Here is a 24,705-nt window from a genome sequence, read left to right on the forward strand (position 1 = left end):
AGGGCGAATAACCGCAACGCGGTTATCCGCCGTTGTCGCTGGGTTTGGTGCTATTGCCGGTCGAGACGCTGGCGTACCGCCTTTTCGATGCCCGCGGCATCCAGGCCGCATTCGGCGAGCATCTCGCTGGGCTTGGCGTGTTCGACGTAGTAGTCGGGCAGGCCCAGTTGCAGCAGCGGGACTTCGAGGCCCTCGCTGGCGAGGAACTCGCCGACCGCCGAGCCGGCGCCGCCCATCACGGCGTTTTCCTCGATGGTCACCAGCAGTTCGTGGCTGCCCGCCAGTTCGCCTACCAGGGCTTCGTCGAGGGGTTTGACGAAACGCATGTCGACGACCGTGGCGTCGAGGCTTTCGGCGACCTTCATCGCCTCCGCCAACTGCACGCCGAAGACCAGCAGTGCGACCCTGCCGCCGCGCCGACGGACCACGCCCTTGCCGATCTCCACCGGTTGCAGGTCCGGATCGATCGGGTGGTTGGGGCCGCTGCCGCGCGGATAGCGCACCGCGGCCGGGCCATCGAACAGGTAGCCGGTGGTGAGCAGCTTGCGCAGCTCGTCCTCGTCGCTGGGGGTCATCACCAGCATGCCGGGAATGCAGCGCAGGTAGGAGATGTCGAAGCTGCCGGCGTGGGTCGGGCCGTCCTCGCCGACCAGGCCGGCGCGGTCGATGGCGAACAGCACGTCGAGGTGCTGCACGGCGACGTCATGGATCAACTGGTCGTAGGCGCGCTGGAGGAAGGTCGAGTAGATCGCCACCACCGGCTTCATGCCCTCGCAGGCCATGCCGGCGGCCAGGGTCACGGCATGCTGTTCGGCGATGGCGACGTCGAAGTAGCGTTCCGGGTAGCGTTCGCTGAAGGCCACCAGGTCGGAACCTTCCTTCATCGCCGGGGTGATGCCGAGCAGGCGCGCGTCCTGGGCGGCCATGTCGCACAACCACTGGCCGAAGACGCTGGAATACTTGGGGCCGCCGGTCTTCTTCGGCGCGCTGCCGGGAGCTTCCAGCTTGGTGATCGCGTGGTAGCCGATCGGATCCAGTTCGGCCGGGGCGAAGCCCTTGCCTTTCTTGGTCACCACATGGAGGAACTGCGGACCCTTCATGTCGCGCATGTTGCGCAGGGTAGCCACCAGGGTCGGCAGGTCGTGGCCGTCGATCGGGCCGATGTAGTTCCAGCCGAGCTCTTCGAACAGGGTGCCGGGGACCAGCATGCCCTTGGCGTACTCCTCGGTGCGCCGGGCGATCTCCCAGGCCCCGGGCAGGCGCGAGAGTACCTTCTTGCTGCCTTCGCGCATGCTGCTGTAGGTGCGGCTGGAGAGGATCTTCGCGAGGTAGTTGGAGAGTCCGCCGACGTTGTGCGAGATCGACATGTCGTTGTCGTTGAGGATCACCAGCATGTCGGCGTCGACTTCCGAGGCGTGGTTGAGTGCCTCGAAGGCCATGCCGGCGGTCAGCGCACCGTCGCCGATCACGGCCACCGACTTGCGCTCCCTGCCTTGCAGGCGGGCGGCGATGGCCATGCCCAGGGCGGCGCTGATGGAGGTGCTGGAGTGGCCGACGCCGAAGGTGTCGTACTCGCTCTCTGCGCGGCGCGGGAAGGCGGCCAGGCCGTTCTTCTGGCGCAAGGTGCCCATCAGCTCGCGGCGTTCGGTGAGGATCTTGTGCGGATAGGCCTGGTGGCCGACGTCCCAGACCAGGCGGTCGTCCGGAGTGTCGAAGACGTAGTGCAGGGCGATGGTCAGCTCGACCACGCCGAGGCCGGCGCCGAAATGACCGCCGGTCTGGCCGACGGTATACAGCAGGTACTGGCGCAGCTCGTCGGCCAGGGTTTCCAGGTCCGCCTCGCCCAGCCGGCGCAGTTCGGCCGGCGAGGAGGCGCGGTCGAGCAGGGGCGTGGCGGGGCGCTCGCGGGGAATCTCATGGAGCGTCTTGGGCATCAGGCTGTCGTTATGCAATCCGGAGAGGCCAGCAGTTTACCTGATGCACCGGCCGCGCCCAAGCAAGGGAGCCCCTACCTTTGCCGGGGACTTCCGACGACCCGTCGGTCAGTTGCGTCGCTCGACGATGTAGCGGGCCAGTTGGCGCAGCGGGTCGGCGCTCGGCGGAAAACCGTCGAGGGCGCCCAGGGCCTGGTCGCGCAGCTCCAGGGCATAGCCTTTGGCTGCCTCCAGGCCGAGCAGGGCGGGATAGGTCGGCTTGTTGTGCGCCTGGTCCTTGCCCTGGGTCTTGCCGAGGGTGGCGGTGTCGCTTTCCACGTCGAGGATGTCGTCCTGCACCTGGAAGGCCAGGCCGATCGCCTCGGCGTAGCGCTCCAGGGCGGCCAGCGCGGCGGGCTCGGCGCGACCGCTGGCGAGGGCGCCGAGGCGCACGCTGGCTTCGATCAGCGCGCCGGTCTTGTGCCGGTGCATGACTTCCAGGGCCGCCTGGTCGAGGGCTACGCCGACCGAGCCGAGGTCGATCGCCTGGCCGCCGACCATGCCGGCGGAGCCTGCGGCGCGCGCCAGGCGGGTGAGCATTTCCAGACAGACGGCATGTTCCTGCGGATTGCGCCGGGTGTCGGCGAGCACTTCGAAGGCCAGCGCCTGCAAGCCGTCGGCGGCGAGGATCGCGGTGGCCTCGTCGAAGGCCCGGTGGGTGGTCGGCTGGCCACGGCGCAGGTCGTCGTCGTCCATCGCCGGCAGGTCGTCGTGGACCAGCGAGTAGGCATGGATCAGCTCCACCGCGCAGGCCGCGGCGTCGGCGCGCTGCGGCGCACCGCCGAGGGCCTCGCAGGCAGCGTAGGCGAGCAGCGGGCGAACCCGCTTGCCACCGTTCATCACGCTGTAGCGCATGGCCTCGTAGAGGCGTTGCAGTTCTTCGCGGGGGGCGACGAACAGGGCGTCCAGGGCGGCATCGACGCGCGCCTGGCAGCGCGCCTGGTAGGCCGCGATCATGCCTCGTCGCCTTCCGCATCGAACGGCGCTTCGCTGAGCTCGCCGTCGCGTTCGAGGAGGATCCGTACCTTCTGTTCGGCCTGGCTCAGCGACGTCTGGCATTCGCGGGTCAGGCGGATGCCCTGCTCGAAGGCGCCCAGCGACTCTTCCAGCGACAGCTCGCCGCTTTCCAGGCGTTCCACCAGGGTTTGCAGCTCGGTGAGGGACTGTTCGAAATCGAGGGTTTTCTTGCGGGCCATCGGGGGAGTCTCGGCGAGGTGTACAAAACCCCGCGACACTAGCAGAGGGGCGGGGGCCGGGCAAATCGGCGGAAGGTCGCTACGATCGATCGGGGCGACCATGGCGGCGGCCTTGGCTAAGGTGGAGAGAGGTCCAGCGAGGAGGAGCCGACAGGCGATGCGCATCCAGGAGGTCCGGGAACGCAGCATTCCCCTTTCCCGTTACGCCGGCGTGGCGGCCGCCGACGGGGGGTTGAGCACCAGCCTGGTGGCGGTGCTCACCGATGTCGTGCGCGACGGTCGGCGTGTCGTCGGCTACGGTCACGCCTCGGTAGGGCGCTACGCCCAGGGCGGACTGATCCGCGAGCGTTTCGCCCCGCGCCTGCTGGGGGCTTCGGCGGACAGCCTGGTGAGCGACGACGGCAGTGGCATCGATCCGTTGCGTGCCTGGGACCTGATGATGCGCGACGAGAAGCCCGGCGGCCACGGCGAACGCTGCGTCGCGGTGGGCGCCCTGGACATGGCGCTGTGGGATGCCGCGGCCAAGGCTGCCGGCCTGCCGCTGCATCGCTTCCTGGCGCGACGCCTGGGGCTGGCGGAGGACTATCCGCAGTGCGTACCGGTCTACGCCGGCGGCGGCTACCCCTATCCGCACGACGACCTGGGACGCCTGGAAGAGGAACTGCGGCGCTTCATCGATCTCGGCTACACCCATGCCAAGATCAAGATCGGCGTGGCCGGGCTGGACCAGGACCGGCGCCGTATCGACAGGGCGCTGCGGGTTCTCGGCGACGCTTCGCGGCTGGCGGTCGACGCGATGAACCGCTACGACGCGGGGGGCGCCGTCGCCGCAGCGAAAGCCCTGGCGCCGCTGGGGTTGTGGTGGTTCGAGGACATCTGCGACCCCCACGATTTCCCTACCCAGGCCGAAGTGGCGGATAGCTATCCGGGGCCCATCGGTGCCGGCGAGGCCTTGTTCTCCCTGGCCGAGGCTCGCCTGCTGGACCTCTATGGCGGCTTGCGGCGGGAGCGTGACGTGCTGGTCTTCGACCCCGTGCATTGCTATGGCCTGCCGGGCTACCTGGCGATACTCGACCACCTGTGCGCCCGGGGTTGGCCGCGCGCGGCCTTCCGCCCGCACGCCGGCTACCTGTTCAGCCTGCACCTGGTGGCGGCCCTGCGCCTGGGCTGGGCCGAGGCTACGCCGTCGGCTTTCCGGCCATTCGACGATTTCGCCGGTGCCCTGCCGTTTTCCTCGGGACTGGCGGGATTGCCACAATCGCCCGGTATCGGCTTCGAGCGCCAGGCGACACTTGCCGGGCTGTTCCGCAAGCTCCTGGAGGCCTAGCGAAGGGCGGTTGGCTGGGGTTGTGCGGAGGCATTAAAAAAGCCGGCTTGTGGCCGGCTTTTCTGGGGTGGGGTTGGCTTACTTCTGATAAGCCGCGCCTGCCTTAGGAATTCTGCATCGACGAGCCGAGGGCTCGCGAAGGAGGCGCTACTCTAGCAAACTCGGCCGGTCCTGCCCAGCATCCGGCGGGGCTCTGTTTCGCCGGCTGCCGAGCGGCGCCTGGCGAGAGGGCTCAGCACTTGGGCGACGAGGGCTTGGCCGGCTTGCTTTTCTTCACCGGCGATGCCTTGGGTGGCTGGGGTGCGGGAGCGGTGTCCGGGCTCAGGCCCTCCACGCGGTAGCGCCAACCCTTGACGGCTGAGACCTGCCCGGCGGCGAAGCCCTTGCTGTCGGTCAGTTGCAACCAGTACTGGCGCTCCAGTTCCAGAAGCTGGCCCTGCAGCGTGCCGCCGGCGAAACTCTTGAGCGTGAAGGTCAGCAGCGGTTTCTGCCGCGAGGCCTTGGCCGGCGCGACCTCCAGCAGCCTGAGCGCAGCGAACAGGCGTGCGGCCTGCTCCGCTTCCGCCTCGCCCATCAACTGTGGCCTGGATGGGAACTGTTGCAAGCGGATGCCATCGTCCTGTTCGCTGGCTCGGGAAATCTTCAGTCGTACGCCGTTGCCATAGGACAGTGTCAGCTCGCGCAACTGTTCGAACGGCAGGTCGGTCAGTCGGGGGGCGAGCAGGGCCAGGTCGTTGACCGGCAGGCCGAAGGTCCGGTCGATCAGCCAGGCCCGCTCATCGTCGGCTTGCCTGACCAACTGCCCGCCCTGCGATGTGCGCTTGCCGAGTAACAGGACCAGGGGCGCTGCGTCGCCGCGCTCCAGGGTGATCCGGCTGGCCTGGCCCTTGCCCTGGTCGGAGAGCCCCATGCGCTCGCGGTTTTCCGGCGAGGCGCTCTTTTCCTCCAGCAGGCGTGCGTCGGCCAGGCTACGCAACAGCTGCCTGATGGTTTCCCCCGAGGCGGGATAGCCGTCCTTGCTGGCGAGCGTCCAGTCCTTGCCATCGCGCCTGGCGCGGATCGTCGGTTGGCCGGGGGTGGCGATGCACAGTGCGGTCACCTGGTGCGGTTTCAGCCCTGGCAGCCAGGCGCGGCTCGCAGGCGGTTGCGCGGGCGGTTGCTGCCGTTCGTGGAGCCAGCCCAAGGTTCCGGCGAACAGCGCCAGGGCGAGAGCGAGTCCCCCTACGTTACGCAGGCGCATGTCAGCTCCTCCTCCGGCGCATGCTGCGCCAGGTCCAATGCAGCAGGAGGAGCAGGCTGAGCAGTGCCGGCACCAGGACCGTATTGGCCAGTTTTACCTGATCCGCCAGGCGCTCGACATCGGCATTCAACTGGAACTGCAATTGACGCAGTTGCTGGCGGATGCGCAATTTGTCATCGATGAAGCGGCGCAGCGTCGCTTCCATTTCCGGGGTTACCTCCCGCTCGCCGGCGTCCATCGATTGCTGCAAGGTCCGCAGGTTCTCGTCGGTGTCGTTGAGGCTTTGTTTCAGCGCGTTGAGCTGTTCCTGGGCGCGCAGCCCGGCTTCGCGGCGAAGCGCTTCCACGCGAGTGAACGGGCGCTTCGTATGGCCTCGCGAGCGCAGGTCGATCAGCGCGTCCGAACCGGAGAGGTAGTCGAGCGCATTGCCGACGAACAGGTCGTTGTCCGCCCATACCTGCGGCTCGCCATGCCCAGTCTGTTCCTGGAGCCAGAGCGGATTGCTCAGCAGGTCCGTATCGGCGACCAACAGCACATGGATGTTCGCGCTGTCGCTCAGGCCTTCGCCTCGCTTCCCGAAGGCACTCGTTGCCGGCCCCTCGACCTTTGCGGCCAGCACGTAGCGTTCTCCGGTCGGGACCAGGGTGGCGTTGAGTTGCTCCGTCGAGGATTGGCGGAAGCGTTCCAGCGACAGCGGCATGCTGTACGCCGAGCTGTGCAATAGCGGAATGAAGCGCGTCGAGGCTTCGTCGAGAGGCTCGAGCAGGCCAACGGTGGCGAGGTTGAGGCTTTCCAGGCCGGTGGTCAGCACGTTGTCGTGGGGGAAGGTGTCGCCGGGGAGGTGCAGCCAGGTCGGATTGCGCTCCGGGCGACGCTCGGCGTTGGGCTTGATCATGGCGAACGAGGCATCCGCCAGGAGGGTATCCGGTCGCAACTGGACGCCCCAGGAACGCAGCAACCGGGCCAGGTCGGAGCCTTTCCCGGCGTCTGCATCGGCGAGACTCAGTGGATCGACGAAGGCCAGCAGCTTGCCGCCGCGCAGAACGAACTGGTCGATGGCGTATTGGGTCTGTTCGGACAATTGCCTGGGGTGCACCAGCATCAATACCGAGATGTCGGCGGGGATTTCCGTCGAGGCGAGCCCCAGGGTGCGGATGTCGAACTGTTGGTAGAGCTTGTCCATCATCGCCCAGGGCCGGCTGCCCGGCTGCCCGTCGGTGGGCGCCTGCCCGGTCATCGGCAGCGAGCTCATCAGGCCGACTACCGTGCGTTCCCGCTGTGCGAGTGCCTGGACCAGGCGGCTGAGATCGTATTCCAGAAGCGGCTCTTCTTCCGGCGAGAAGAACGGGATCACCTGGAGGCCGTCGGTTGGGTTGGTGGCCGCCAGGCCAAAGTAGATGGCTTCGCCATTCGGGCCGATGGGCGGCGCCTGCAGGCCGAAGCGCGCGGCACGGTCCTCGTCGTCGGAGAATGGCAGGGGATCGATCACGAACAATCGGACATTGCCGTGGCTCCGCCGTGCATAGAGGTCCAGCACTTCCTCGACGCGGCGGGCGTAGTTGCGCAGGGCGGGCAGGTCATTGGCGCGGCTTTTCGAAAAGAACAGGTAGAGGTTGAGCGGTTCGTCGAGACTGTCGAGGATTTCCTGGGTGCCGGCGCTGAAGGTGTAGAGCTTCTGCTGGGTGAGGTCGAACTGCTGGTCGCGCAGCAGCAGGCTGGACAGCAGGTTGAAAGCGAGGAACAGCAGGCCGACCAGCAGCAGGCCGACGCCCGAGTACAGGGTTCGTTTCATGGATGTTTCCTACGCCGCTTTTTTCAGGTCGATGACGATGGTGGTGGCGACCAGCCAGGCGACGATCAGGCTGCAGAAGTAGGCCAGGTCGCGGACGTCGAGCACGCCCCGGCCGAGCGCCTCGAAACGGACCAGCACGCTCAGCGAGGCAATGCCGTCCAGCAGCCATTGCGGAAGCCAGCCGGAGAGCGCCTGTTGTACGTGGGGAGTGCCGGCGCCGACGAACAGCAGGCAGACGAGAACGGTCAGGGCAAAGGCGATGATCTGGTTCTTCGCCAGCGCCGACATGCAGGATCCGATGGCCAGGTAGCCGCCGGACAGCAGCCAGCCGGCCAGGTAGCCGGCGATGATCGCGCCGTTGTCGGGCGAGCCGAGGTAGTTCACCGTCAGTGGCATCGGGAAGGTCAGCAGCAACGCCAGCCCGGCGCAGAACCAGGCTGCGAGGAACTTGCCGGTGACCAGGGTGGCGCGGGAGACGGGCAGGGTCATCAGCATCTCGATGGAGCCGGACTTGCGCTCCTCGGCCCACAGGCGCATGGCCAGCGCGGGGATCAGCAGGAGGTAGAGCCAGGGCAGGCTGGAAAAGAACGGCGCCAGGTCGGCCTGGCCGCGCTCGAGGAAATCGCCCAGGTAGAAGGTGGCCACGCCGGAGAGGACGAGGAATACCAGGGTGAACACATAGGCGAGCGGCGTGGCGAAGTAGCTGCCCAGCTCGCGTCTGAAAATGGTGCCGATGGCGGTCATGCGGGGGTTTCTCGGGTCAGTTGGCGGAACACTTCTTCCAGTTGGCCGTGTTCGGTACGCACCCCGGATACCCGCCAGCCGTTGCCGTGGATCAGGCGGTTGAGCGCGGGAAGGATCTGCGCGCCGGGGCGGGCCAGGATGGTCAGGGTGCCGGCCCGGTCGGGGCGTCCTTCGATACCGGCGACGCCGGGGAGCATGGCGATGGCCAGCGGGTCTACCGGTGCTTCGATGCTGAGGCTGACGGCATGGTGGTAGCGGCTGCGGGTCCTGAGTTCGCCCGGGGTGTTGTCGGCCAGCAGGCGGCCGCCGTTGATCACCAGGGCGCGGCTGCACATGAACGAGACTTCCTCGAGGATGTGCGTGGAAATCACCACGATCTTGCTCTCCGAGAGGTTCTTCACCAGTTGCCGTACCTGGTGCTTCTGGTTCGGGTCGAGACCGTCGGTGGGCTCGTCGAGCAGGAGCAGCTCGGGATCGTGGAGGATCGCCTGGGCCAGCGCGACGCGGCGCTTGAAGCCCTTGGACAGGGTCTCGATGATGCTCCTGCGCTCATCCCGCAGCTCCATGCAGTCCATGGCGCTGTCGATGCGCCGACGTTTTTCCCGTCCGCTGTAGTCGCGGATGGAAGCGACGAAGGCGAGGAAGCCCTCGACCGTCATTTCTCCGTAGCTGGGAGCGTTCTCCGGCAGGTAGCCGATCAGCTTCTGCGCCTGGCGCGCCTTTTCCTGCATGTCGAAGCCGAAGATGCGCACGCTGCCGGCGCTCGGCGCGAGGAAGCCGGAAAGCATCTTCAGGGTGGTCGACTTGCCCGCCCCGTTGGGGCCGAGGAGACCGACGATCTCTCCCCGGTCGATGCGGAAGCTCAGGTCGTTCACCACCGTCCGGCCGGAAAAGCGTTTGCTCAGTCTGTCTATGTCGATCATGGTTTCACTGGAAGTTGAGCCGTTTGCTGTTAGGCGTAGGGAACTGCATGAGCGCGGTAGATTACCGGGAGTTATTGGCTGGTTTTTCCGGCGGGGTCTTTTTGAGATTGGTTACTTATATTTTTGGGAAACTTCCTACGAGCTATCGTTAAAAGATGGAGGTTGTCGAGACTTCCAGGGGGGCTGTAGCTGGCGCAGCGCCTCGGTTCCGCTGCGGGAACGTAGCCATGTCGTGCTCACTGGTGCCTATGTTGGGGGCGCGTCGATTCCCCCTGCGGAGTTTCATGAGGAAGGGCAGTTGCCGTTTCGATAGCCGGGAAGCGGAATAACCCGGCCGCCTGGATATTCCGAACTTCGAGACCAATGCAAGTTGGAGGAAGACTGACTTCCGCCAGTACCGGTTATTCCTCGCCTTTCAGCAGCGGAAGGCGAATCTCGAAGGTCGTGCCCTGGCCAACCTGGCTCTGGCAGCCGATCCTGCCGCCGTGCCGGTCGATCACCGTCTTGACCATGGCCAGCCCCAGGCCCAGGCCGGCGCTGCCCTCGGCGGACGCGAAGCGCTGGTACTGGCTGAACAGGCGCGGCAGTTCGGCGGCCGCGATACCTTTGCCCTGGTCGACGATCCGGCAGCTCAGCCAGTCGCCTTCGAGGCGGATGCTCAGGCTGACGACGGTCCCCGCCGGGCTGTACTTGACCGCATTCTCCAGCAGGTTGAACAGGGCGCGCGTGAGCAGGCCGGGGTCGGCCCAGACCATCGGTTCCTGCTCGTCGTCCCAGTCGCGCCGCAGGTCGATGTCCTTCTGCTGCGCGAGGGGCCAGAGCTGGTCGGCCGCATCCATCGCCAGCATGGTGAACATGCACGCTTCGAAGCGGTAGGCGTCGGACTCGGCCTTGGCCAGTTGCACGAAGGCATCGGTCAGGCCCAGGGCGCGACGGACCTGCTGCTCTATCTGGCGGTAGACCTGCTGGCCGGCCTCGTCCTCGGCGGGGCGGACGTCGAGCAGGGCGAGGATCGCCGAGTGCGGCGCGCGCAGGTCATGGGAGAGGAAGCGCAGGAGGGTGGCGCGCTGGCGCTCTGCATCGCGTTCGGCGCTCAGGTCGATCAGGCTCGCCAGCCAGCCGATGGCGGTTTCGCTTTCGACCGGCAGCAGGCGCGCCAGGTCGAGGCGCAGGTCGCGTTCCCGATGGTCGCGGAACTCGATGGCTTCCAGGGTTTCCAGCGTGGGACGGGCGCCGCCGGCGAGGCTCGGATGGCCGAGTTCGGCCAGGCGCTGGCGCAGCTCGTCGCCGCGCAACTCGCAGCCGAACAGGTCGCGTGCCTTGCGGTTGGCCAGCAGGATTTGCCCCTGCGGGTCGCAGATCAGGGTCGCCACCGGCAGGCCTTCCAGGCCGTCGGCCATGAACCGTCGGCTGTCGCGGGTGCGGCTGACCGCCTGTTCCAGGGCGGCGATGCGGTTCTGCAATGGATCGTCGCCGGTGCGCGGGGGGCTGGCCCGCTCGGGCAGCACCTTGGGCTCGCGGTCGAGACGCGCCAGTTCCCAGCCGAAGTAGGCGAGCACCGCGTTCAGCCGGCGCCAGCTCCAGATCAGGTAGGCCAGCAGCAGACCGACCAGGCTGGCCAGCGGCGACCACCACCAGCCGTTCAGTAGCAGCGCCCAGGAAAGACCCAGGGCCAGGGCCGCGCAGGCCAGGGTGAGGAGCAAGGCGTGGCGCGAGCGGAACAGCATCAGGCCGAGCAGCAGCGCTACGCCGGCGGCGGAGAGCAAGGCGGCGAGCCAGGGTTGCAGGTCGACGGCGGTGCGCTGCTGCAACAGGCCGTTGAGGATGTTGGCCTGGATCTCCACCCCCGGCGTGGTGCCGAGGCTGGCCGACAGCGGGGTGACATAGCGGTCGCCGAGGCCCGGCGCAGTGGCGCCGACCAGGATCAGGCGGTCGCGCAGCAGGCTGTCCGGCACCTCGCCGCGCAACACGCTGACGTAGGGCACGCTGGGGAAGCCCGCGTCGGCACCGATGAAGGGAATGCGGATGGCGTGGTCACGCTGCCAGCCGGGCAGGTTGCGCATGTCGTCGAGGCCGGGCATGGGCATGGCGCCGGCATCGGCGAATGCTTGCCAGGCGAGCAGCGGGCGCGGCTGGCCGAGCGGTCCTTCGCGCAGGTAGACGCTGCGCACCGTGCCGTCGCTGTCCGCCTCGACGTTGATATGCCCGATGCCGGCGGCGCAGCCGGCCAGCGGCGCGGTCGGCGGTATCTCCCGTGGCGGTTCGCCGTAGCGCGGCACGCTTTCGCGCAGCAGCGGCAGGAGGACGTTGCCGGCCCGGCACAGCGAGCTTGCCAACTGGCGGTCGCTGTCCGGATTGGAGGAGGGCTCGCTGAAGATCACGTCGAGCAGTACGCTGCGTGCGCCGGCGGCGGCCAGGCGATCCAGCAGCTCGGCGTGGACGCTGCGCGGCCAGGGCCAGCGACCGAGGCTTTCCAGGCTGCGGTCGTCGATGGCAACGACGAGGATGCGCGGATCGACGGCCAGCGGGGCGAGGTTGCGCAGGCGGTCGTAGAGCAGGTTGTTCAGCGGCAGGCCGCTGCTCAGCGAAAGCACGGCGGTGAGCGGAAGGAGCAGCAGGCTGACCAGCAGCCATTCGCGCACCAGGCCGCGGAACAGCCGCTGCGCCTGGCTGGGCTCGTCCTGGCGGTCGAGCGCTTTCATCGGCGAGGCCCCGGCGCCCTATCGGGCACTGCCGCCTCGCGGGTAGTAGAGAATGTCGTAGACGCTGGTCTCGCCCTCCAGGCCGTCGTTGTCGAAGGCCGAGAGACGGACGTGGTAGAAGGCCGCCTTGAGTCCGCTGAAACTGACTTCCGGGGTGCTCGAGAAACGCTCCTGCTGGATGCGTAGGAAGTCCGGATCGCTGGCTACCTGGGCTCGGTAGCGCTTGGCTCCGTGCAGCGGGGCAAGATAGAGCTTCCAAACCGGCGACTCGCCGTGCTCGCCGCCCTGGCCGCGCAATTGCGGGGCGGGCAGCAGGTCGACCGGGGTCAGCTTGCCCTGCGGCTTGACCTTCAGGCCACGGCGGGCATCCACCAGCACGTCCTCGTCCGGCTCGGCCTGCGCCGCTTTGCGGGTCGGACGCCTGCCGTTGAGCGGCAGGTCGTCGCTGGTCAGTTCGCGGTTCACCGCGACGCGTCCGTCGAGCACTTCGGTCAGCGCCTGGCCGTCTTCGGTGCGGGCGCGGAAGTGGGTACCGCGCACGCCCAGCACGCCGACCGGGGTCAGCACCTGGAAGCGGTCGTGATCGCTCTTTCTCTTCAGGACATAGGACTCGACCTGCCCCGCGCGCAGGGCGATCTGCGGAATGCCGGTATCCTCGTCGAGGTGCAGGGTGACTTCCGAACTGGAGGGCAGGACGATGCGGCTGCCGTCGCCGAGCAGCAGGCTGACGAAGGCGGTCGGAGAGGTCTTGACGCCTTCCAGTTCGTCGATGTCCATGCCTTCTTCCAGGGGTGTCTGCTGGCCCTTGGCGTCGAGCTTCCAGGCGTCGCCGGCGAGATAGAGCACGCTGGCGGGGAGCGGCTGGGGCAGGCACGTCTCGCCCTGCTCGATGAACGGCGGCCGTTTCGTCTTGGCCGGCGCGGCCGCGAGGGGCGCGGCGAGCAGCGTCAACAGCCCGCCCAGCGCCAGGGCGGCGCAAGCCGGGAGGAGGAATCGGGGAGTCACGAGGGCTGTCATAGGCTTCACTGGGCGGCGGGTCAGGTATCGCTGGCGATCCGGTCAGGCTGCAATCTGCCTGATCGGGCGCCGGTTTCGCAATCCTTGCAACGACATCGGGAGCCCGCAGGCTCCCTTGACGTTTCCTCGGCCGCAGCGCCTGGCGGTTGGGCCGGGCGCTTCGGTTCAGTCGTTCTTGTCGCCGATCAGGCGATAGGCCAGGGCGCCGAGTACCGCACCGAGAATCGGCGCGACCCAGAACAGCCACAGCTGGGAAACCGCCCAGTCGCCGACGTACAGGGCAACCGCGGTGCTGCGCGCCGGGTTCACCGAGGTGTTGGTGACCGGGATGCTGATCAGGTGGATCAGGGTCAGGGTCAGGCCGATGGCGATCGGCGCGAAGCCCTGCGGCGCGCGCTTGGAGGTGGCGCCGAGGATGATCAGCAGGAACATGCCGGTGAGTACCACTTCGCTGACCAGCGCGGCCTGCAACGAGTAGCCGCCCGGCGAGTGTTCGCCGTAGCCGTTGGAGGCGAAGCCGGCGGCCAGGTCGAAGCCGGCCTTGCCGCTGGCGATCAGGTACAGCACGCCGCCGGCAGCGAGGCCACCGAGGACCTGGGCGACGATATAGGGCAACAGTTGGCTGGCCGGGAAGCGCCCACCGACCCACAGGCCTACCGATACCGCGGGGTTCAGGTGGGCGCCGGAGATCGGGCCGATGGCATAGGCCATGGTCAGCACGCTGAGGCCGAACGCCAGGGCCACGCCGAGATAGCCGATTCCCAGTTCCGGTACGCCGGCGGCGAGCACTGCGCTGCCGCAGCCGCCCAATACCAGCCAGAAGGTGCCGAAGAACTCTGCTCCGTATTGCTTCATGATGAGGTCCTTTTCAGATCCAGGATGGGACGCGGATCGAGGCGTCCGGATAGCGGGAGGGGATGATTCGAACAAGGAAGGGGAGATGACACATCCGTGTGTCGAAGCCAGCCCTGGGGGATTGGCTCGGTTGCCTGGGGCGATCGTCCGTTACCGACCCCTGACTGTGGTTCGAGTGGTCTCGTCCCACGGCCCGCCGGAGCGGGTTTACACATCCCTGTGTCGGAGCAATCCATTTGCTCCTTGGCCTACTCAGCGGTTGGAAATCTACCAAGCGCGATTTGTCTGCTGTGAGATTTGCCATATTTCTTCAGATTCTTCCGCGCTATTTCAGATTCGTCGCGCTCAAAACACCCAGCGCAACTCGTCGCGTACGCTGACGGCGCCGGACAGGCCGACGTTCCACATCTCGGCCCTGGCGCGCGCCGGGCCGTCGAGGCCGAGCGGAGTGGCGAAGGTCGGGCTGGCGGTGCCCTGGCTGAACGACGGGGCCTGGACCGGGCCGGCCGGATGGCTTACCGATTCCAGGCCGAGGACCAGGGCGAGGCAGGAAAACTTGCCCAGGGCCTGCAGATTGATGTCACGCAAACGTTGGCTAACTGGCCGGAAACCCATGGCTACGACTCCTTGATAGGTCAGGCTGGCGCTGGCTCGCGGGCTCTTCGTCCCGCTTAATGGCTATTTGGAATCAGGCTATCAAGGGCTGGTCGCGACCAGAGAGATTCGTCACAATTCTTCAGATTTGTACGTAGTTCGCCGTTCCTGGAGCGAAAAAGGGGCGTTGGCCCGATTGAACAGGACCAGCTTTTTATGCGTGTCGCGATACTGGACGACGAGTCGGCCGAACTGGACCGGGTCGAGCAGACCCTGCAGCAGATACCCGCGCAGGGCGAGCAGGCCTGGACGGTGCACCGTTTCGCCCGTGGCGAGGACCTGCTCAAGCAGCTCAAGCGGGAAACCTTCGACCTGCTGATCCTCGACTGGCAACTGCCGGACCTCAGCGGCCTGCAATTGCTGCGCTGGAGCCGCGAGCATCTGGATGCGCCGCCGCCGGCGATCATGCTGACCAGCCGTGACGCCGAACAGGACATCGTGCAGGCGTTGAACAGCGGCGCCGACGACTATGTCAGCAAGCCGTTCCGGCCCAACGAACTGAAGGCGCGGGTAGCCGCCGTGCTGCGTCGCCACGGGGGAGCGCGTCCCGCGCAGCATGAGGTGCAGACTTTCAACGACCTCAGCTTCGACGATGCCGAGCTGACCGTGACCCGGGCCGGCGCGCCGATCAGCCTGACCGAGCGCGAATACCGCCTGGCCCGCTGCCTGTTCGCCAACCTGGGGCGGCCGTTGTCGCGGGAATATCTCTACGAGCGCTTCTGGCCCCACGAGGAAGTGTTGTCCTCGCGGCCGCTGGATACCCACATCTATCGCCTGCGCAACAAGCTTGGCCTGACCGCCGAGCGCGGTTGGCAGTTGCTGACCATCTATGGCTACGGATATCGGTTGGAGAGCGTGGCGACGGTCGACTGAGCGGAGCGGGGTGGCGAGACCGACCTTGGCGGTCGGCGAGGGAGAATGAAAAAGCCCCGCGGCTGCGGGGCTTCTTTTCGGCGAGGCGCGCTTACTTCTGGAACGCGGCCACGGCCTTGGTGATCTCGGCGCGGGCGGCGTCGGCATTGCCCCAACCTTCGACCTTGACCCACTTGCCCTTCTCGAGATCCTTGTAGTTCTCGAAGAAGTGCTTGATCTGCTCCAGCAGCAGGGCCGGCAGGTCGGTGTATTCCTTCACGTCCTTGTACAGGACGCTCAGCTTGTCGTGCGGCACGGCGATCAGCTTGGCGTCGCCGCCTGCCTCGTCGGTCATGTGCAGGACGCCAACCGGACGCGCGCGGATCACCGAACCGGGAGCGACCGGATAGGGGGTCACCACCAGCACGTCCAGCGGGTCGCCGTCGTCGGCCAGGGTGTTCGGGATGAAGCCGTAGTTGGCCGGGTAGAACATCGGGGTGGCCATGAAACGGTCGACGAACAGGCAGTCGGTGTCCTTGTCGATCTCGTACTTGATCGGCGCATGGTTGGCCGGAATCTCGATAGCGACGTAGATGTCGTTCGGCAGGTCCTTGCCGGCCGGGATCTTGCTGTAGCTCATGGGTGACTCCAGAGGTTTCTGGCCAAAAAAGAGGCCGCGATTATAGGCATATTCGGTTGTCGATGCCATGTACCGGCATTCAGCCGTTAGTCGTGTCGCCCGCCGCCTCGCGATAGTCCGGATGCTCGGCCTGCAGGCGGCGCAGGCGTTGCAGCGGGTCCTGTCGGTAGAACAGCTGGAGCTGCCGGTACACCGCCGGGTAGGCTTCGTGGAGGAGATCCGGGGCGGTGAAGAAATACTCGCTGGTCACGGCGAAGAACTCCGCCGGATCTTCCGCCGCGTAGGGATCGATGGCGGTCTGTGCGTCGGGATCGCGGTCGAGCAGGGCGTTCATCTCGTCGTAGGCGGCCTGCATGGCGTTCGCCCAGTCGCCGATGCGCATGCCGGCGTGCAGCGGCGGCAGGCCGTTGGCGTCGCCGTTGAGCATGTCCAGCTTGTGCGCCAGTTCGTGGATCACCAGGTTGTAGGCATCCCAGCCACCCCCGCCGACGACGCCGGGCCAGGCCAGGACCACCGGCCCTTGCAAGGACGTCTCGCCGCTGCGTTCGTCGTCGAACTCATGGACTACGCCGCTGGCGTCGCGGTGTTTCTGCGGGCTGACGAAATCGTCGGGATACAGCACCAGCTCGTGGAAGCCCTGGTACCAGTTCAGCTCCGGCAGGTGCAACAGCGGCAGTTGCGCCTGCGCCCCCAGCAGCAGGCGGCCGAAGTCGTCGAGATCGACGCCGGCGAGCGCGGTCAGGTGCTTGTCGGCGAGAAACAGCACGGCCCGCTCGCGCAGGCGGCGGTCCTCGTCGGCGTGCAGGCCGTCGAGGATCGGCAGGTGCCGGCGGACCCGCAGCCAGAGTTCTTCGGCCACCGGGTGGCGCTCCAGCAGGCGTCGGCGCCGCCAGGCGCGGAACGACCACATGCTCAGTCGCTCTGGGCCTTGGCCTGTTTGGCGGCGCTCGCCTGCAGGCGATGGCGAATGAAGCCGAGGATCATCGGCAGCAGCGACAGCAGGATGATGCCGATCACCAGCAGCGACAGGTTCTTCTTGATGAACGGCACGTTGCCGAAGAAGTAGCCCAGGGTCACCAGGCCGCCGACCCAGGCCACGGTGCCGACCACGCTGAACATGACGAAGCGCGGGTAGTGCATCTTCGCCATGCCGGCGACGAAGGGCGCGAAGGTCCGCACGATGGGCAGGAAGCGCGCCAGGGTCACGGTCTTGCCGCCGTGGCGTTCGTAGAACTCATGGGTGCGGTCGAGGTAGTCGCGGCGGAATACCTTCGAGTCCGGGTTGCTGAACAGCCGCTTGCCGAGGGTCCGGCCGATCACGTAGTTGGTGCTGTCGCCGGTGATCGCCGCGACCATCAGCAGCCCGCCGAGCAGCCACGGGTCCATGCCGCCGGTGGCGCAGATGGCGCCGGCGATGAACAGCAGCGAGTCGCCGGGGAGGAACGGAGTCACCACCAGGCCGGTTTCACAGAAGATCACCAGGAACAGGATGGCGTAGATCCAGACGCCATAGTTGCTGACCAGCATGGCCAGGTAGGTATCCAGGTGGAGAATCAGATCGATTGGGTTGAAGTCCATTGAGCAACCTGCGGAGACAACGCGTTGAGCGGCAGAGGGCCGCCATTATAGGGGGGCGTCCGGATGGGTGGGGGGCTGTTTGTCGCGATCCCGGCAAAACCACTGATTGCAGGATGTTTCGGCAATTTTTCCGAAATTGATCGGCATAAAGTCTGCAAGAGCAGGAGAAATTTCTAGCAGGGAAGGGCGTGCGATGACACTCCAGGCTTTTGCCCAGCCACCGCTCAGTCTCGCCCTGGGCGCCGGGCGCGACCTCCCGGGGCAGGCCGCGCGGGTTCGCGCCGAATGGCTCGCGCCTCGCCCCGGACGGGCTCCGGCCTTTCTCCTGGCGCTGCTCTGGGGACGCGGTTGCGCCAACGTGGTGCAGGCCATCGAAGGCCATCTCGACGCCCTGTTCGCCGACTACGCCTGTACCCCCGAGGGTTGGCCGGAAGCGCAGGCGGCGCGGCAGGTCCTGGCTTCGCTGAACATGCAATTGTATCGCAGGCGCCGCGAAGGAGAGCCGGGCGTGCTCGAGCTGGCGGCGGGGTTGCTGCTGGTCCATGCCGGAGGCGTGCACTTTTTCCAGTGCGGCGCCGTCGGCCTGCTGCGTTATCGCCAGGGCAGCCTGCAGCGCCTGGGCGGGAGCGGCCAGCCGCTGGGTAGCAGCGCGGAGCTGGCGCTGGTCCAGCACAACCTGACCCAGGTGGCCGGCGAGCCCTTGTTGCTGGCGCCCCAGCCGCTGCTCGAAGTGGCCGACCTGCGCGCCCTCGGAGAGCGTTGTGCGGGGCTGGCCACGGGGCGCCTGGAGGGCGTGCTGCAGCCGTTGCTGCATGCGCCGGGGGCGGTGGCGCTGGTCTTGCCGGGAGCGCTCGAACGCGCCCCGGCGGCGCCACGGCATACCGGCTGGCCAGCGCTGGGCGCGGCCTGTCCCGGCGACTGCGTGGATGGCTGGACCTTGCAGGCGGCTTGCGCGTTCGGCCCGCCCGGGCGGCTGTTCCGCGCCTGCGACGAGCAAGGACGCGAGGCGTTGCTGCTGCTCGCGGCGGCCGATGCCGACGAAGCGTTCTGGCAGCGCGAATGGGCACTGCGGCGCTGCCGTGCGGAGAGCCTGCCGCGAGTATTGTCGTCGCCCCGGTTGCGTCGTCATGCCTTCCAGTTGTTCGCTCCGCCGCGCTGGCCGATGCGCAGCCTGCTGGATTGGGCGCCAGCGCACCTGCCGCTGGAACCGCAATGCGCGCTGGTCCTCCTGGAGCAACTTATCGATGCGGTTCGCGCCATGCAGCGGCGCGGCGTACAGGGCTTGTGGCTGGCGCCGCGGCAGATCCTGCTGGACGAGGGCGGGCGCCTGCTGTTCCTCCCCGAGGCGGCGGCTATCCTGCCGGGCGTGGCGCGCCAGGCGCTGCCTGCGGACAGCGTGCCACTGGCGCCGGAGTTGCGTCGCGGCGAGGCGGTCGATGGCCGGGCCGACCAGTTCGCCCTGGCGGCGCTGTTCTATTGGCTGCTCTGCGGTCGCTGGCCGTCGATCGCCTGCCCGGAGAGCGACGGCGGATGCCGCTACGAGCCCCTGGGCGAGCGTCAGGCGGACCTGCCGGTCGGCTGGGACGGGGTATTGGCGCGGGCCCTGGCGCCGCGTCCGGAGGCGCGCTTCGAAGCGTTGTCGGAATTCTGGCTGGCCTTGCAGAAGCCGCTAGCGCATCCCCAGCGGGTCTTTGCTCCACGCCGGTTGCAACGGGGCGTGCTGGCCATGGTCCTGCTTCTGGTCGGGGCCGCGCTGCTGGTCGGCCTGGCCGGTTAAGGGATCGACGGCCAGCGTGCGGGTCTGCCCGCTGCGTTCGAGGTGCGCTTCGGCGATCAGTTGTTCCAGCCGGCCGCTGCGACGCATCAGGCGCAGGTTGCGGTCGAGGCTGGCGGCAAGGGCGGCGCCGCGGGCATGTCTTTTCGGCACCAGTACATAGAGCGGCTTGACCTCCAGCGGTGGTTCGATGAACACCAGGCGATCCTTCAGAGCCGGCACGTTGCGCGCCAGCAGGTGGTAGCCGGTGTAGCGATCGACCACGGCCAGGTCGATACGCCCGCGCAGGAGCTTCTCGAGGTTCTGCCAGTCGTTGGTCACCGCGTCCTTGGTCAGGCTGCGGTCGGCGTCGAAATCCTCCCGGTTGACGTAGCCGCGGACCACGCCGATGCGGTACGGACGCAGGCTTTCCAGATGCGCGGGATTGACCGGCAGCAGGCGCTCGCGCTGGCGGAAGAAGCCCAGTTGCGAGTCGAGCAGGGGGATGGTGGCGTGGAACAGTTCGCGCCGCTCGGGCGACAGGTAGGCCGGCATGAGAGCATCGAAGCGCCCCTCGGCGGCTTCCTTCAGGGCACGTTGCCAGGGCAGGAACACCAGTTCGGCGCGGTGTCCGTCGAGGGCCAGGGCTTCGTCGAGGATGCGGCTGGCGAGGCCCTTGCCCGGCAGGTCGGGGCCGACGTAGGGCGCCCAGTCGAGGGTCGCCACGCGCAGGGTGTCGGCCTGCGCGCCGGCCGTGGCCAGGAGCAGGCCGAGCAGGACGCCGGGCCAGTGCCAGGTGCGCGAACCCATGGATGCCTCTGCTCTGAGCGATCGGTTGGGAAGTGCCGTGCCTTTGTCTTCAGCTTAGTTCGTCGCTGATCGGCAGGGTGTAGTTCTTGAACTCCTGGTCTTCGCGGAAGCCGATCGACTCGTAGACTTTCTGCGCTACCTCGTTGTCGACGCTGGTGGAGACACGCATGCGCACCGCATGGGTTTCCCGGGCCATCTGCTTGGCGTGTTGCAGCAGGTGGTCGGCGACCAGTTGCCGGCGCGCCTCCTCGGCGACGTAGATGTCGTTGAGGATCCAGACGCGCTTGAGCGACAGCGAGGAGAAGCTCGGATAGAGCTGGCAGAAACCGAGCAGGCGGTCTTCTTCGTCGGCCAGCGCCAGGTAGATCACCGATTCCTTGCGGCGCAGGCGTTTCTCGAGGAATTTCCGCGAGGACTCGGGGTAGGAGAGCATGCCGTAGAATTCGCGGTACTTGACGAACAGCGGCGCCAGCAGGTCGAGGTGTTCGAGGGTGGCTTGCACGATTCGCATGACGGGCCTCGCATTGCGGGAAGGGGCTGCCGGGACGATGCAGGCTGCATGCCAGCAACGCTTCGATGCTGCCCAATCTCCCTGGAAAGCGCAATCCAAGCGAACGTTTGAATCGGCTGAAGGAGGGGCGACGCGCGCCGGCCCATCCTTCGGCCGGGAGGCTCAGTCCCTCGCCAGGAGGAAGTTGCCGGTGCGCGGAGCCTCGCCGTCCAGCGCCTGGACCTCCGCCTCGTCCTTCAGGTTGACCCCGGAAAGCTGCCGCCGGCAGGCCTCGCGCATCAGGTAGAGCAGGCGGTGCGCGGCCATGCCGTAGCTGAGGCCTTCCAGGCGGACGTTGGAGATGCAGTTGCGATAGGCATCGGTGAGGCCGACCCGCGGGGCCCAGGTGAAGTACAGGCCGAGGCTGTCCGGCGAGCTGAGGCCGGGACGCTCGCCGATCAGGATCACGCTCATCTTCGCCCGCAGCAATTCGCCGATCTCGTCGGCCACCGCCACCCGTCCCTGTTCCACCAGGACCACCGGGGACAGCGACCAGCCTTCGGCCAGCGCCTGTTCCTCCAGGCGTTCGAGGAAGGGCAGGGTGTGACGCTGCACGGCCAGCGCGGAGAGGCCGTCGGCGACCACGATGGCCAGGTCGATCTGCCCGTCGTAGCCGGCGGCGTGCTCGCGCAGGCGTTGCACCGAGGCCTCGTCGAGGCGCCGGCCGAGGTCCGGGCGTTGCAGGTAGACGTGGCGGTCGGCGGCGGCGCTGTGCAGCAGCAGGCTGTCGCGGCCGCGTTGGCGCAGGCCGTCGCTGATGGCCGCATGGTCGAAGGACAGGTGCACGGCGTCGCGCGCCTGGGCGTGGGCGTACTGGAAGTCCAGTTGCGGGCGGGTCGGCAGGCTGGTGCCGGTGCGGCCCAGGGCGATCCGCGCGGGGGTCAGCTGGCGCAGCGGCAGCCAGGGGTTCTCGGCGCTGGCGTCGGGCAGGTGCTTGTCGTTCATCGGCATCTCCTCAGGCCAGTTGCGCCAGGGCCTGGCGGAACGCCGGCGGTAACTCGTCACCGAAGCGGATGCGCCCGTCGGCCTGGGTGAAGATTCCCATCCGCTGCAACCAGTCCTCGAATTCCGGCGCCGGCTTCAGGCCCAGCGTCTGGCGCGCATAGAGGGCGTCGTGGAAGGAGGTGGTCTGGTAGTTGAGCATCACGTCGTCGGAGCCGGGAATGCCCATGATGAAGTTGATCCCGGCGACGCCCAGCAGGGTCAGGAGCATGTCCATGTCGTCCTGGTCGGCCTCGGCATGGTTGGTATAGCAGATGTCGCAACCCATCGGCACGCCGAGCAGCTTGCCGCAGAAGTGGTCTTCCAGGCCGGCGCGGATGATCTGCTTGCCGTTGTACAGGTACTCGGGACCGATGAAGCCGACCACGGTGTTCACCAGGAACGGCTTGAAGTGACGAGCCACCGCATAGGCGCGGGTCTCGCAGGTCTGCTGGTCGACGCCGTGGTGGGCGTTGGCCGAGAGCGCGCTGCCCTGGCCGGTCTCGAAGTACATCAGATTGTTGCCTAGGGTGCCGCGCTTCTGGCTGAGCCCGGCCTCGTAGCCTTCCTGGAGGATCTTCAGGCTGATGCCGAAGCTGGCATTGGCCGCCTCGGTGCCGGCGATCGACTGGAACACCAGGTCCAGCGGCACGCCGCGGTTGATCGCCTCGATGGAGCTGGTGACGTGGGTCAGCACGCAGGCCTGGGTGGGAATCTCGTAGCGCTGGATGATCGCGTCGAGCATCTCCAGCAGGGCGCAGATCGAGGCCATGCTGTCGGTGGCAGGATTGATCCCGAGCATCGCGTCGCCATTGCCGAACAGCAGGCCGTCGAGGATGCTCGCGGCGATTCCGGCCGGGTCGTCGGTCGGGTGGTTCGGTTGCAGGCGGGTGGAGAGCCGGCCGCGAAGGCCGAGGGTGTTGCGGAAGCGGGTGACCACGCGGATCTTCTGCGCCACCAGGACCAGGTCCTGGACACGCATGATCTTCGATACCGCCGCTGCCATTTCCGGCGTCAGGCCCGGAGCCAGGGCGCGCAGGCTGGCCTCGTCGGCGGCGTCGCCGAGCAGCCAGTCGCGGAAGCCGCCGACGGTGAGATGGGACACCGGGGCGAAGGCGTCGCGCTGGTGGGTATCGACGATCAGGCGGGTGACCTCGTCGTCCTCGTAGGGAATCAGCGCCTCGTCGAGGAAGTGTTTGAGCGGGATGTCGGCCAGGGCCATCTGCGCGGCGACCCGCTCGCCGTCGTTGCTCGCCGCGACGCCGGCGAGGAAATCGCCGGAGCGCGCGGGGCTGGCCTTGGCCATCACGTCCTTGAGGCTGTCGAAGCGGTAGGTCTCGCCGCCGACGCTATGGGTGAAACGTGCCATGTGTGTCTCCAGTGCCCGGCCTCGCCATGCGGCGGGCCGGGCTTTGTCGTTGTCGCTCTCAGCGCAGGTCCTGTTCCGCCGCCTGGATCGCGGCGAACTCCTCTTCCGGGGTGCCGGACACCAGGTGATGCCGACTGTACAGGGCGAAGTAGCCGATCAGTACAGCGTAGATCGCCACCGCGCCGACCACGACCCGCGGGTCGACCAGGAAGCCAGCGACCACCGCGACGCAGGCCAGCGCCAGGGCTACGCCGGAGGTGAGGATGCCGCCAGGGGTGCGGTAGGGGCGCTGCATGTCCGGGCGGCGGATGCGCAGGGTGATGTGCGCGGCCATCATCAGCACGTAGGAGATGGTCGCGCCGAACACCGCGACCAGGATCAGCAGGTCGCCCTGGCCGGTCAGCGACAGGCCGAAGCCGATTACCCCCGGCACCACCAGGGCCAGTACCGGCGCCTTCTTGCGGTTGGTCAGCGAGAGGCTGCGCGGCAGGTAGCCGGCGCGGGAGAGGGCGAAGATCTGCCGCGAGTAGGCATAGATGATCGAGAAGAAGCTGGCGATCAGCCCGGCCAGGCCGACCAGGTTGACGAACTGGCTCATCCAGGTCGAACCCTTGTAGGCCGACTCCAGCGCTTCCACCAGGGGATTGCCCGAACCCATCAGCTCCTTGGCTCCGGCGGCCCCGGGACCGACGACCAGAATCAGTGCGGCGAAGGCGAGAAGCACCAACATGGCGCCGATCAGGCCGCGCGGCAGGTCGCGCTTGGGGTTCTTGGTTTCCTCGGCGGCCAGCGGCACGCCTTCGACGGCGAGGAAGAACCAGATCGCGTAGGGGATCGCCGCCCAGACCCCGACATAGCCGAACGGCAGGAAGCTGCTGGCGCCGGTCGCCGCGGTCTGCGGGATGTTGAACAGGTTGGCCGAGTCGAAGTGCGGAACCATCGCGACAATGAACACGCCGAGGGCGATGGCCGCCACCGCGGTGATGACGAACATCAGCTTCAGCGCCTCGCCGGCGCCGAGGATGTGGATGCCGATGAACACGATGTAGAACACCAGGTAGATCAGCCAGCCGCCGACGCCGAACAGCGACTCGCAGTAGGCGCCGATGAAGCAGGCGATGGCCGCCGGGGCGATGGCGTATTCGATGAGGATCGCGGTGCCGGTGAGGAAGCCGCCCCAGGGCCCGAAGGCGCTGCGGGCGAAGCCGTAGCCGCCGCCGGCGGTAGGGATCATCGAAGACAGCTCGGCGAGCGAGAAGCACATGCACAGGTACATGGTGGCCATCAGCAGGGTGGCGAGGAACATCCCGCCCCAGCCGCCCTGGGCCAGGCCGAAGTTCCAGCCGGCGTAGTCACCGGAGATCACGTAGGCGACGCCGAGCCCGACCAGCAGGACCCAGCCGGCGGCGCCTTTCTTCAGTTGACGGTGTTGGAAGTAGTCGGCGTCGACGCTTTCGAAGTCGACCCCGGAAGTTGCGGGCGCATGGCCGGTTTGTTCGAGGGACATGGGTTTTTCACCTCAATCTTGTTGTTATCGACCCCGGTTTTCCCGGTGGTGTGCTGTACGTGGTGAACGCAGGCAATAGCTATGCCAGCCGCTCTGCAATCGGCTTGGCGAGGAGGTGGAAGGGGCGCCGCCGTCAGCCTCGGCGGCGTGTTTCGCGAGCCGGCGCGACCGCTCCGGGAAAGAGCGGTCGCGGCCGGTCCGGGGTCCTAGAAGAAGCCCAGCGGGTTGATGTCGTAGCTCAC

At 67.4% G+C, this 24,705-nt stretch carries 22 protein-coding genes; 3 read left to right on the forward strand and 19 right to left on the reverse strand.

Annotation, left to right across the window (positions count from 1 at the left end; translation table 11 throughout):
• Window positions 1-50: 50 nt before the first annotated feature.
• The 3 genes from dxs to HMPREF2886_RS16195 all read right to left on the reverse strand — a co-directional run bounded on the left by dxs (window position 51) and on the right by HMPREF2886_RS16195 (window position 3,169).
• A complete protein-coding gene (gene dxs, locus HMPREF2886_RS16185) occupies window positions 51-1,934 on the reverse strand; it encodes a 1-deoxy-D-xylulose-5-phosphate synthase (protein WP_070747830.1) in 1,884 nt (627 codons plus the stop codon).
• Window positions 1,935-2,042: 108 nt separating this feature from the next.
• The gene (ispA, locus tag HMPREF2886_RS16190) at window positions 2,043-2,930 is read right to left on the reverse strand and encodes a (2E,6E)-farnesyl diphosphate synthase (protein WP_058018190.1); all 888 of its coding nucleotides are present in this window, start codon (window positions 2,928-2,930) and stop codon (window positions 2,043-2,045) included.
• Complete coding sequence (locus HMPREF2886_RS16195; protein ID WP_033969687.1) at window positions 2,927-3,169, reverse strand: exodeoxyribonuclease VII small subunit; 243 nt, start codon at window positions 3,167-3,169, stop codon at window positions 2,927-2,929. The genes ispA and HMPREF2886_RS16195 overlap by 4 nt, the downstream gene beginning before the upstream one ends.
• A gap of 157 nt (window positions 3,170-3,326) precedes the next feature.
• Between HMPREF2886_RS16195 and HMPREF2886_RS16200 the strand changes: the two genes are divergently transcribed.
• Window positions 3,327-4,496: an enolase C-terminal domain-like protein gene (locus tag HMPREF2886_RS16200; RefSeq protein WP_070747833.1), complete on the forward strand. Its 1,170-nt coding sequence runs from the start codon at window positions 3,327-3,329 to the stop codon at window positions 4,494-4,496.
• Between the two features lie 232 nt (window positions 4,497-4,728).
• On the opposite strand, the gene HMPREF2886_RS16205 is transcribed toward HMPREF2886_RS16200, so the two are convergent.
• From HMPREF2886_RS16205 to mucE, 8 genes are all read right to left on the reverse strand, one after another.
• The gene (locus tag HMPREF2886_RS16205) at window positions 4,729-5,736 is read right to left on the reverse strand and encodes a DUF4340 domain-containing protein (RefSeq protein ID WP_070747835.1); all 1,008 of its coding nucleotides are present in this window, start codon (window positions 5,734-5,736) and stop codon (window positions 4,729-4,731) included.
• A gap of 1 nt (window position 5,737) precedes the next feature.
• Complete coding sequence (locus HMPREF2886_RS16210; protein ID WP_070747838.1) at window positions 5,738-7,528, reverse strand: GldG family protein; 1,791 nt, start codon at window positions 7,526-7,528, stop codon at window positions 5,738-5,740.
• 9 nt (window positions 7,529-7,537) lie between these two features.
• Window positions 7,538-8,272: an ABC transporter permease subunit gene (locus HMPREF2886_RS16215; RefSeq protein ID WP_033969696.1), complete on the reverse strand. Its 735-nt coding sequence runs from the start codon at window positions 8,270-8,272 to the stop codon at window positions 7,538-7,540.
• Window positions 8,269-9,195 (reverse strand): ABC transporter ATP-binding protein, encoded by a 927-nt coding sequence (locus HMPREF2886_RS16220; RefSeq protein WP_033969700.1) that lies wholly within the window; start codon window positions 9,193-9,195, stop codon window positions 8,269-8,271. The genes HMPREF2886_RS16215 and HMPREF2886_RS16220 overlap by 4 nt, the downstream gene beginning before the upstream one ends.
• 401 nt (window positions 9,196-9,596) lie before the next feature.
• Window positions 9,597-11,897: a CHASE2 domain-containing protein gene (locus HMPREF2886_RS16225; protein ID WP_033977689.1), complete on the reverse strand. Its 2,301-nt coding sequence runs from the start codon at window positions 11,895-11,897 to the stop codon at window positions 9,597-9,599.
• Window positions 11,898-11,915: 18 nt separating this feature from the next.
• Complete coding sequence (locus tag HMPREF2886_RS16230; RefSeq protein ID WP_042170614.1) at window positions 11,916-12,914, reverse strand: FecR family protein; 999 nt, start codon at window positions 12,912-12,914, stop codon at window positions 11,916-11,918.
• A gap of 165 nt (window positions 12,915-13,079) precedes the next feature.
• The gene (gene aqpZ, locus HMPREF2886_RS16235) at window positions 13,080-13,769 is read right to left on the reverse strand and encodes an aquaporin Z (RefSeq protein WP_003110518.1); all 690 of its coding nucleotides are present in this window, start codon (window positions 13,767-13,769) and stop codon (window positions 13,080-13,082) included.
• Window positions 13,770-14,114: 345 nt separating this feature from the next.
• The gene (gene mucE, locus HMPREF2886_RS16240; RefSeq protein ID WP_033969710.1) at window positions 14,115-14,384 is read right to left on the reverse strand and encodes a mucoid induction factor MucE; all 270 of its coding nucleotides are present in this window, start codon (window positions 14,382-14,384) and stop codon (window positions 14,115-14,117) included.
• Window positions 14,385-14,579: 195 nt separating this feature from the next.
• Between mucE and HMPREF2886_RS16245 the strand changes: the two genes are divergently transcribed.
• Window positions 14,580-15,296: a response regulator transcription factor gene (locus HMPREF2886_RS16245; protein ID WP_070747841.1), complete on the forward strand. Its 717-nt coding sequence runs from the start codon at window positions 14,580-14,582 to the stop codon at window positions 15,294-15,296.
• A gap of 91 nt (window positions 15,297-15,387) precedes the next feature.
• Here HMPREF2886_RS16245 and ppa read toward each other — a convergent pair whose 3' ends face one another.
• From ppa to HMPREF2886_RS16260, 3 genes are all read right to left on the reverse strand, one after another.
• Complete coding sequence (gene ppa, locus HMPREF2886_RS16250; protein WP_003093248.1) at window positions 15,388-15,915, reverse strand: inorganic diphosphatase; 528 nt, start codon at window positions 15,913-15,915, stop codon at window positions 15,388-15,390.
• A 79-nt stretch (window positions 15,916-15,994) separates the two neighbouring features.
• Window positions 15,995-16,825, reverse strand: coding sequence for a M90 family metallopeptidase (locus tag HMPREF2886_RS16255; RefSeq protein WP_070747844.1), 831 nt, complete (start codon window positions 16,823-16,825; stop codon window positions 15,995-15,997).
• Window positions 16,826-16,827: 2 nt separating this feature from the next.
• Window positions 16,828-17,493 (reverse strand): DedA family protein, encoded by a 666-nt coding sequence (locus HMPREF2886_RS16260; protein ID WP_003093241.1) that lies wholly within the window; start codon window positions 17,491-17,493, stop codon window positions 16,828-16,830.
• Window positions 17,494-17,686: 193 nt separating this feature from the next.
• Between HMPREF2886_RS16260 and HMPREF2886_RS16265 the strand changes: the two genes are divergently transcribed.
• Window positions 17,687-19,270 (forward strand): protein kinase family protein, encoded by a 1,584-nt coding sequence (locus tag HMPREF2886_RS16265; RefSeq protein ID WP_070747847.1) that lies wholly within the window; start codon window positions 17,687-17,689, stop codon window positions 19,268-19,270.
• On the opposite strand, the gene HMPREF2886_RS16270 is transcribed toward HMPREF2886_RS16265, so the two are convergent.
• The 5 genes from HMPREF2886_RS16270 to eat form a co-directional block, all read right to left on the reverse strand.
• Window positions 19,163-20,056, reverse strand: a complete 894-nt coding sequence (locus HMPREF2886_RS16270; RefSeq protein ID WP_033977683.1) for a substrate-binding periplasmic protein — start codon at window positions 20,054-20,056, stop codon at window positions 19,163-19,165. The two genes, HMPREF2886_RS16265 and HMPREF2886_RS16270, sit on opposite strands and share 108 nt — an antisense overlap.
• A gap of 49 nt (window positions 20,057-20,105) precedes the next feature.
• Window positions 20,106-20,567 (reverse strand): GNAT family N-acetyltransferase, encoded by a 462-nt coding sequence (locus tag HMPREF2886_RS16275; protein WP_003093235.1) that lies wholly within the window; start codon window positions 20,565-20,567, stop codon window positions 20,106-20,108.
• Between the two features lie 162 nt (window positions 20,568-20,729).
• On the reverse strand, window positions 20,730-21,551 hold the full coding sequence (eutC, locus tag HMPREF2886_RS16280; protein WP_058179531.1) for an ethanolamine ammonia-lyase subunit EutC: 822 nt from the start codon (window positions 21,549-21,551) through the stop codon (window positions 20,730-20,732).
• Between the two features lie 10 nt (window positions 21,552-21,561).
• Window positions 21,562-22,956 carry an ethanolamine ammonia-lyase subunit EutB gene (locus HMPREF2886_RS16285; protein ID WP_033969718.1) on the reverse strand — a complete coding sequence of 465 codons (1,395 nt, stop codon included), beginning with the start codon at window positions 22,954-22,956 and terminating at the stop codon, window positions 21,562-21,564.
• A gap of 58 nt (window positions 22,957-23,014) precedes the next feature.
• The gene (gene eat, locus HMPREF2886_RS16290) at window positions 23,015-24,463 is read right to left on the reverse strand and encodes an ethanolamine permease (protein WP_003093230.1); all 1,449 of its coding nucleotides are present in this window, start codon (window positions 24,461-24,463) and stop codon (window positions 23,015-23,017) included.
• Window positions 24,464-24,705: the final 242 nt, after the last annotated feature.

This window comes from Pseudomonas sp. HMSC066A08 (assembly GCF_001813025.1).
GTDB lineage: Bacteria > Pseudomonadota > Gammaproteobacteria > Pseudomonadales > Pseudomonadaceae > Pseudomonas > Pseudomonas aeruginosa.

Bases quoted from the DNA above. Each gene is read 5' to 3' on its own strand.
- HMPREF2886_RS16225 (WP_033977689.1), bottom strand. From the start codon at position 11,897: ATGAAAGCGCTCGACCGCCAGGACGAGCCCAGCCAGGCGCAGCGGCTG.
- HMPREF2886_RS16265 (WP_070747847.1), top strand. From the start codon at position 17,687: ATGACACTCCAGGCTTTTGCCCAGCCACCGCTCAGTCTCGCCCTGGGC.
- HMPREF2886_RS16205 (WP_070747835.1), bottom strand. From the start codon at position 5,736: ATGCGCCTGCGTAACGTAGGGGGACTCGCTCTCGCCCTGGCGCTGTTC.
- HMPREF2886_RS16195 (WP_033969687.1), bottom strand. From the start codon at position 3,169: ATGGCCCGCAAGAAAACCCTCGATTTCGAACAGTCCCTCACCGAGCTG.
- HMPREF2886_RS16255 (WP_070747844.1), bottom strand. From the start codon at position 16,825: ATGTGGTCGTTCCGCGCCTGGCGGCGCCGACGCCTGCTGGAGCGCCAC.
- HMPREF2886_RS16260 (WP_003093241.1), bottom strand. From the start codon at position 17,493: ATGGACTTCAACCCAATCGATCTGATTCTCCACCTGGATACCTACCTG.
- HMPREF2886_RS16285 (WP_033969718.1), bottom strand. From the start codon at position 22,956: ATGGCACGTTTCACCCATAGCGTCGGCGGCGAGACCTACCGCTTCGAC.
- aqpZ (WP_003110518.1), bottom strand. From the start codon at position 13,769: ATGAAGCAATACGGAGCAGAGTTCTTCGGCACCTTCTGGCTGGTATTG.
- eutC (WP_058179531.1), bottom strand. From the start codon at position 21,551: ATGAACGACAAGCACCTGCCCGACGCCAGCGCCGAGAACCCCTGGCTG.
- dxs (WP_070747830.1), bottom strand. From the start codon at position 1,934: ATGCCCAAGACGCTCCATGAGATTCCCCGCGAGCGCCCCGCCACGCCC.
- ispA (WP_058018190.1), bottom strand. From the start codon at position 2,930: ATGATCGCGGCCTACCAGGCGCGCTGCCAGGCGCGCGTCGATGCCGCC.
- eat (WP_003093230.1), bottom strand. From the start codon at position 24,463: ATGTCCCTCGAACAAACCGGCCATGCGCCCGCAACTTCCGGGGTCGAC.
- HMPREF2886_RS16215 (WP_033969696.1), bottom strand. From the start codon at position 8,272: ATGACCGCCATCGGCACCATTTTCAGACGCGAGCTGGGCAGCTACTTC.
- HMPREF2886_RS16200 (WP_070747833.1), top strand. From the start codon at position 3,327: ATGCGCATCCAGGAGGTCCGGGAACGCAGCATTCCCCTTTCCCGTTAC.
- ppa (WP_003093248.1), bottom strand. From the start codon at position 15,915: ATGAGCTACAGCAAGATCCCGGCCGGCAAGGACCTGCCGAACGACATC.
- HMPREF2886_RS16245 (WP_070747841.1), top strand. From the start codon at position 14,580: ATGCGTGTCGCGATACTGGACGACGAGTCGGCCGAACTGGACCGGGTC.
- HMPREF2886_RS16275 (WP_003093235.1), bottom strand. From the start codon at position 20,567: ATGCGAATCGTGCAAGCCACCCTCGAACACCTCGACCTGCTGGCGCCG.
- HMPREF2886_RS16270 (WP_033977683.1), bottom strand. From the start codon at position 20,056: ATGGGTTCGCGCACCTGGCACTGGCCCGGCGTCCTGCTCGGCCTGCTC.
- HMPREF2886_RS16230 (WP_042170614.1), bottom strand. From the start codon at position 12,914: ATGACAGCCCTCGTGACTCCCCGATTCCTCCTCCCGGCTTGCGCCGCC.
- HMPREF2886_RS16210 (WP_070747838.1), bottom strand. From the start codon at position 7,528: ATGAAACGAACCCTGTACTCGGGCGTCGGCCTGCTGCTGGTCGGCCTG.
- mucE (WP_033969710.1), bottom strand. From the start codon at position 14,384: ATGGGTTTCCGGCCAGTTAGCCAACGTTTGCGTGACATCAATCTGCAG.
- HMPREF2886_RS16220 (WP_033969700.1), bottom strand. From the start codon at position 9,195: ATGATCGACATAGACAGACTGAGCAAACGCTTTTCCGGCCGGACGGTG.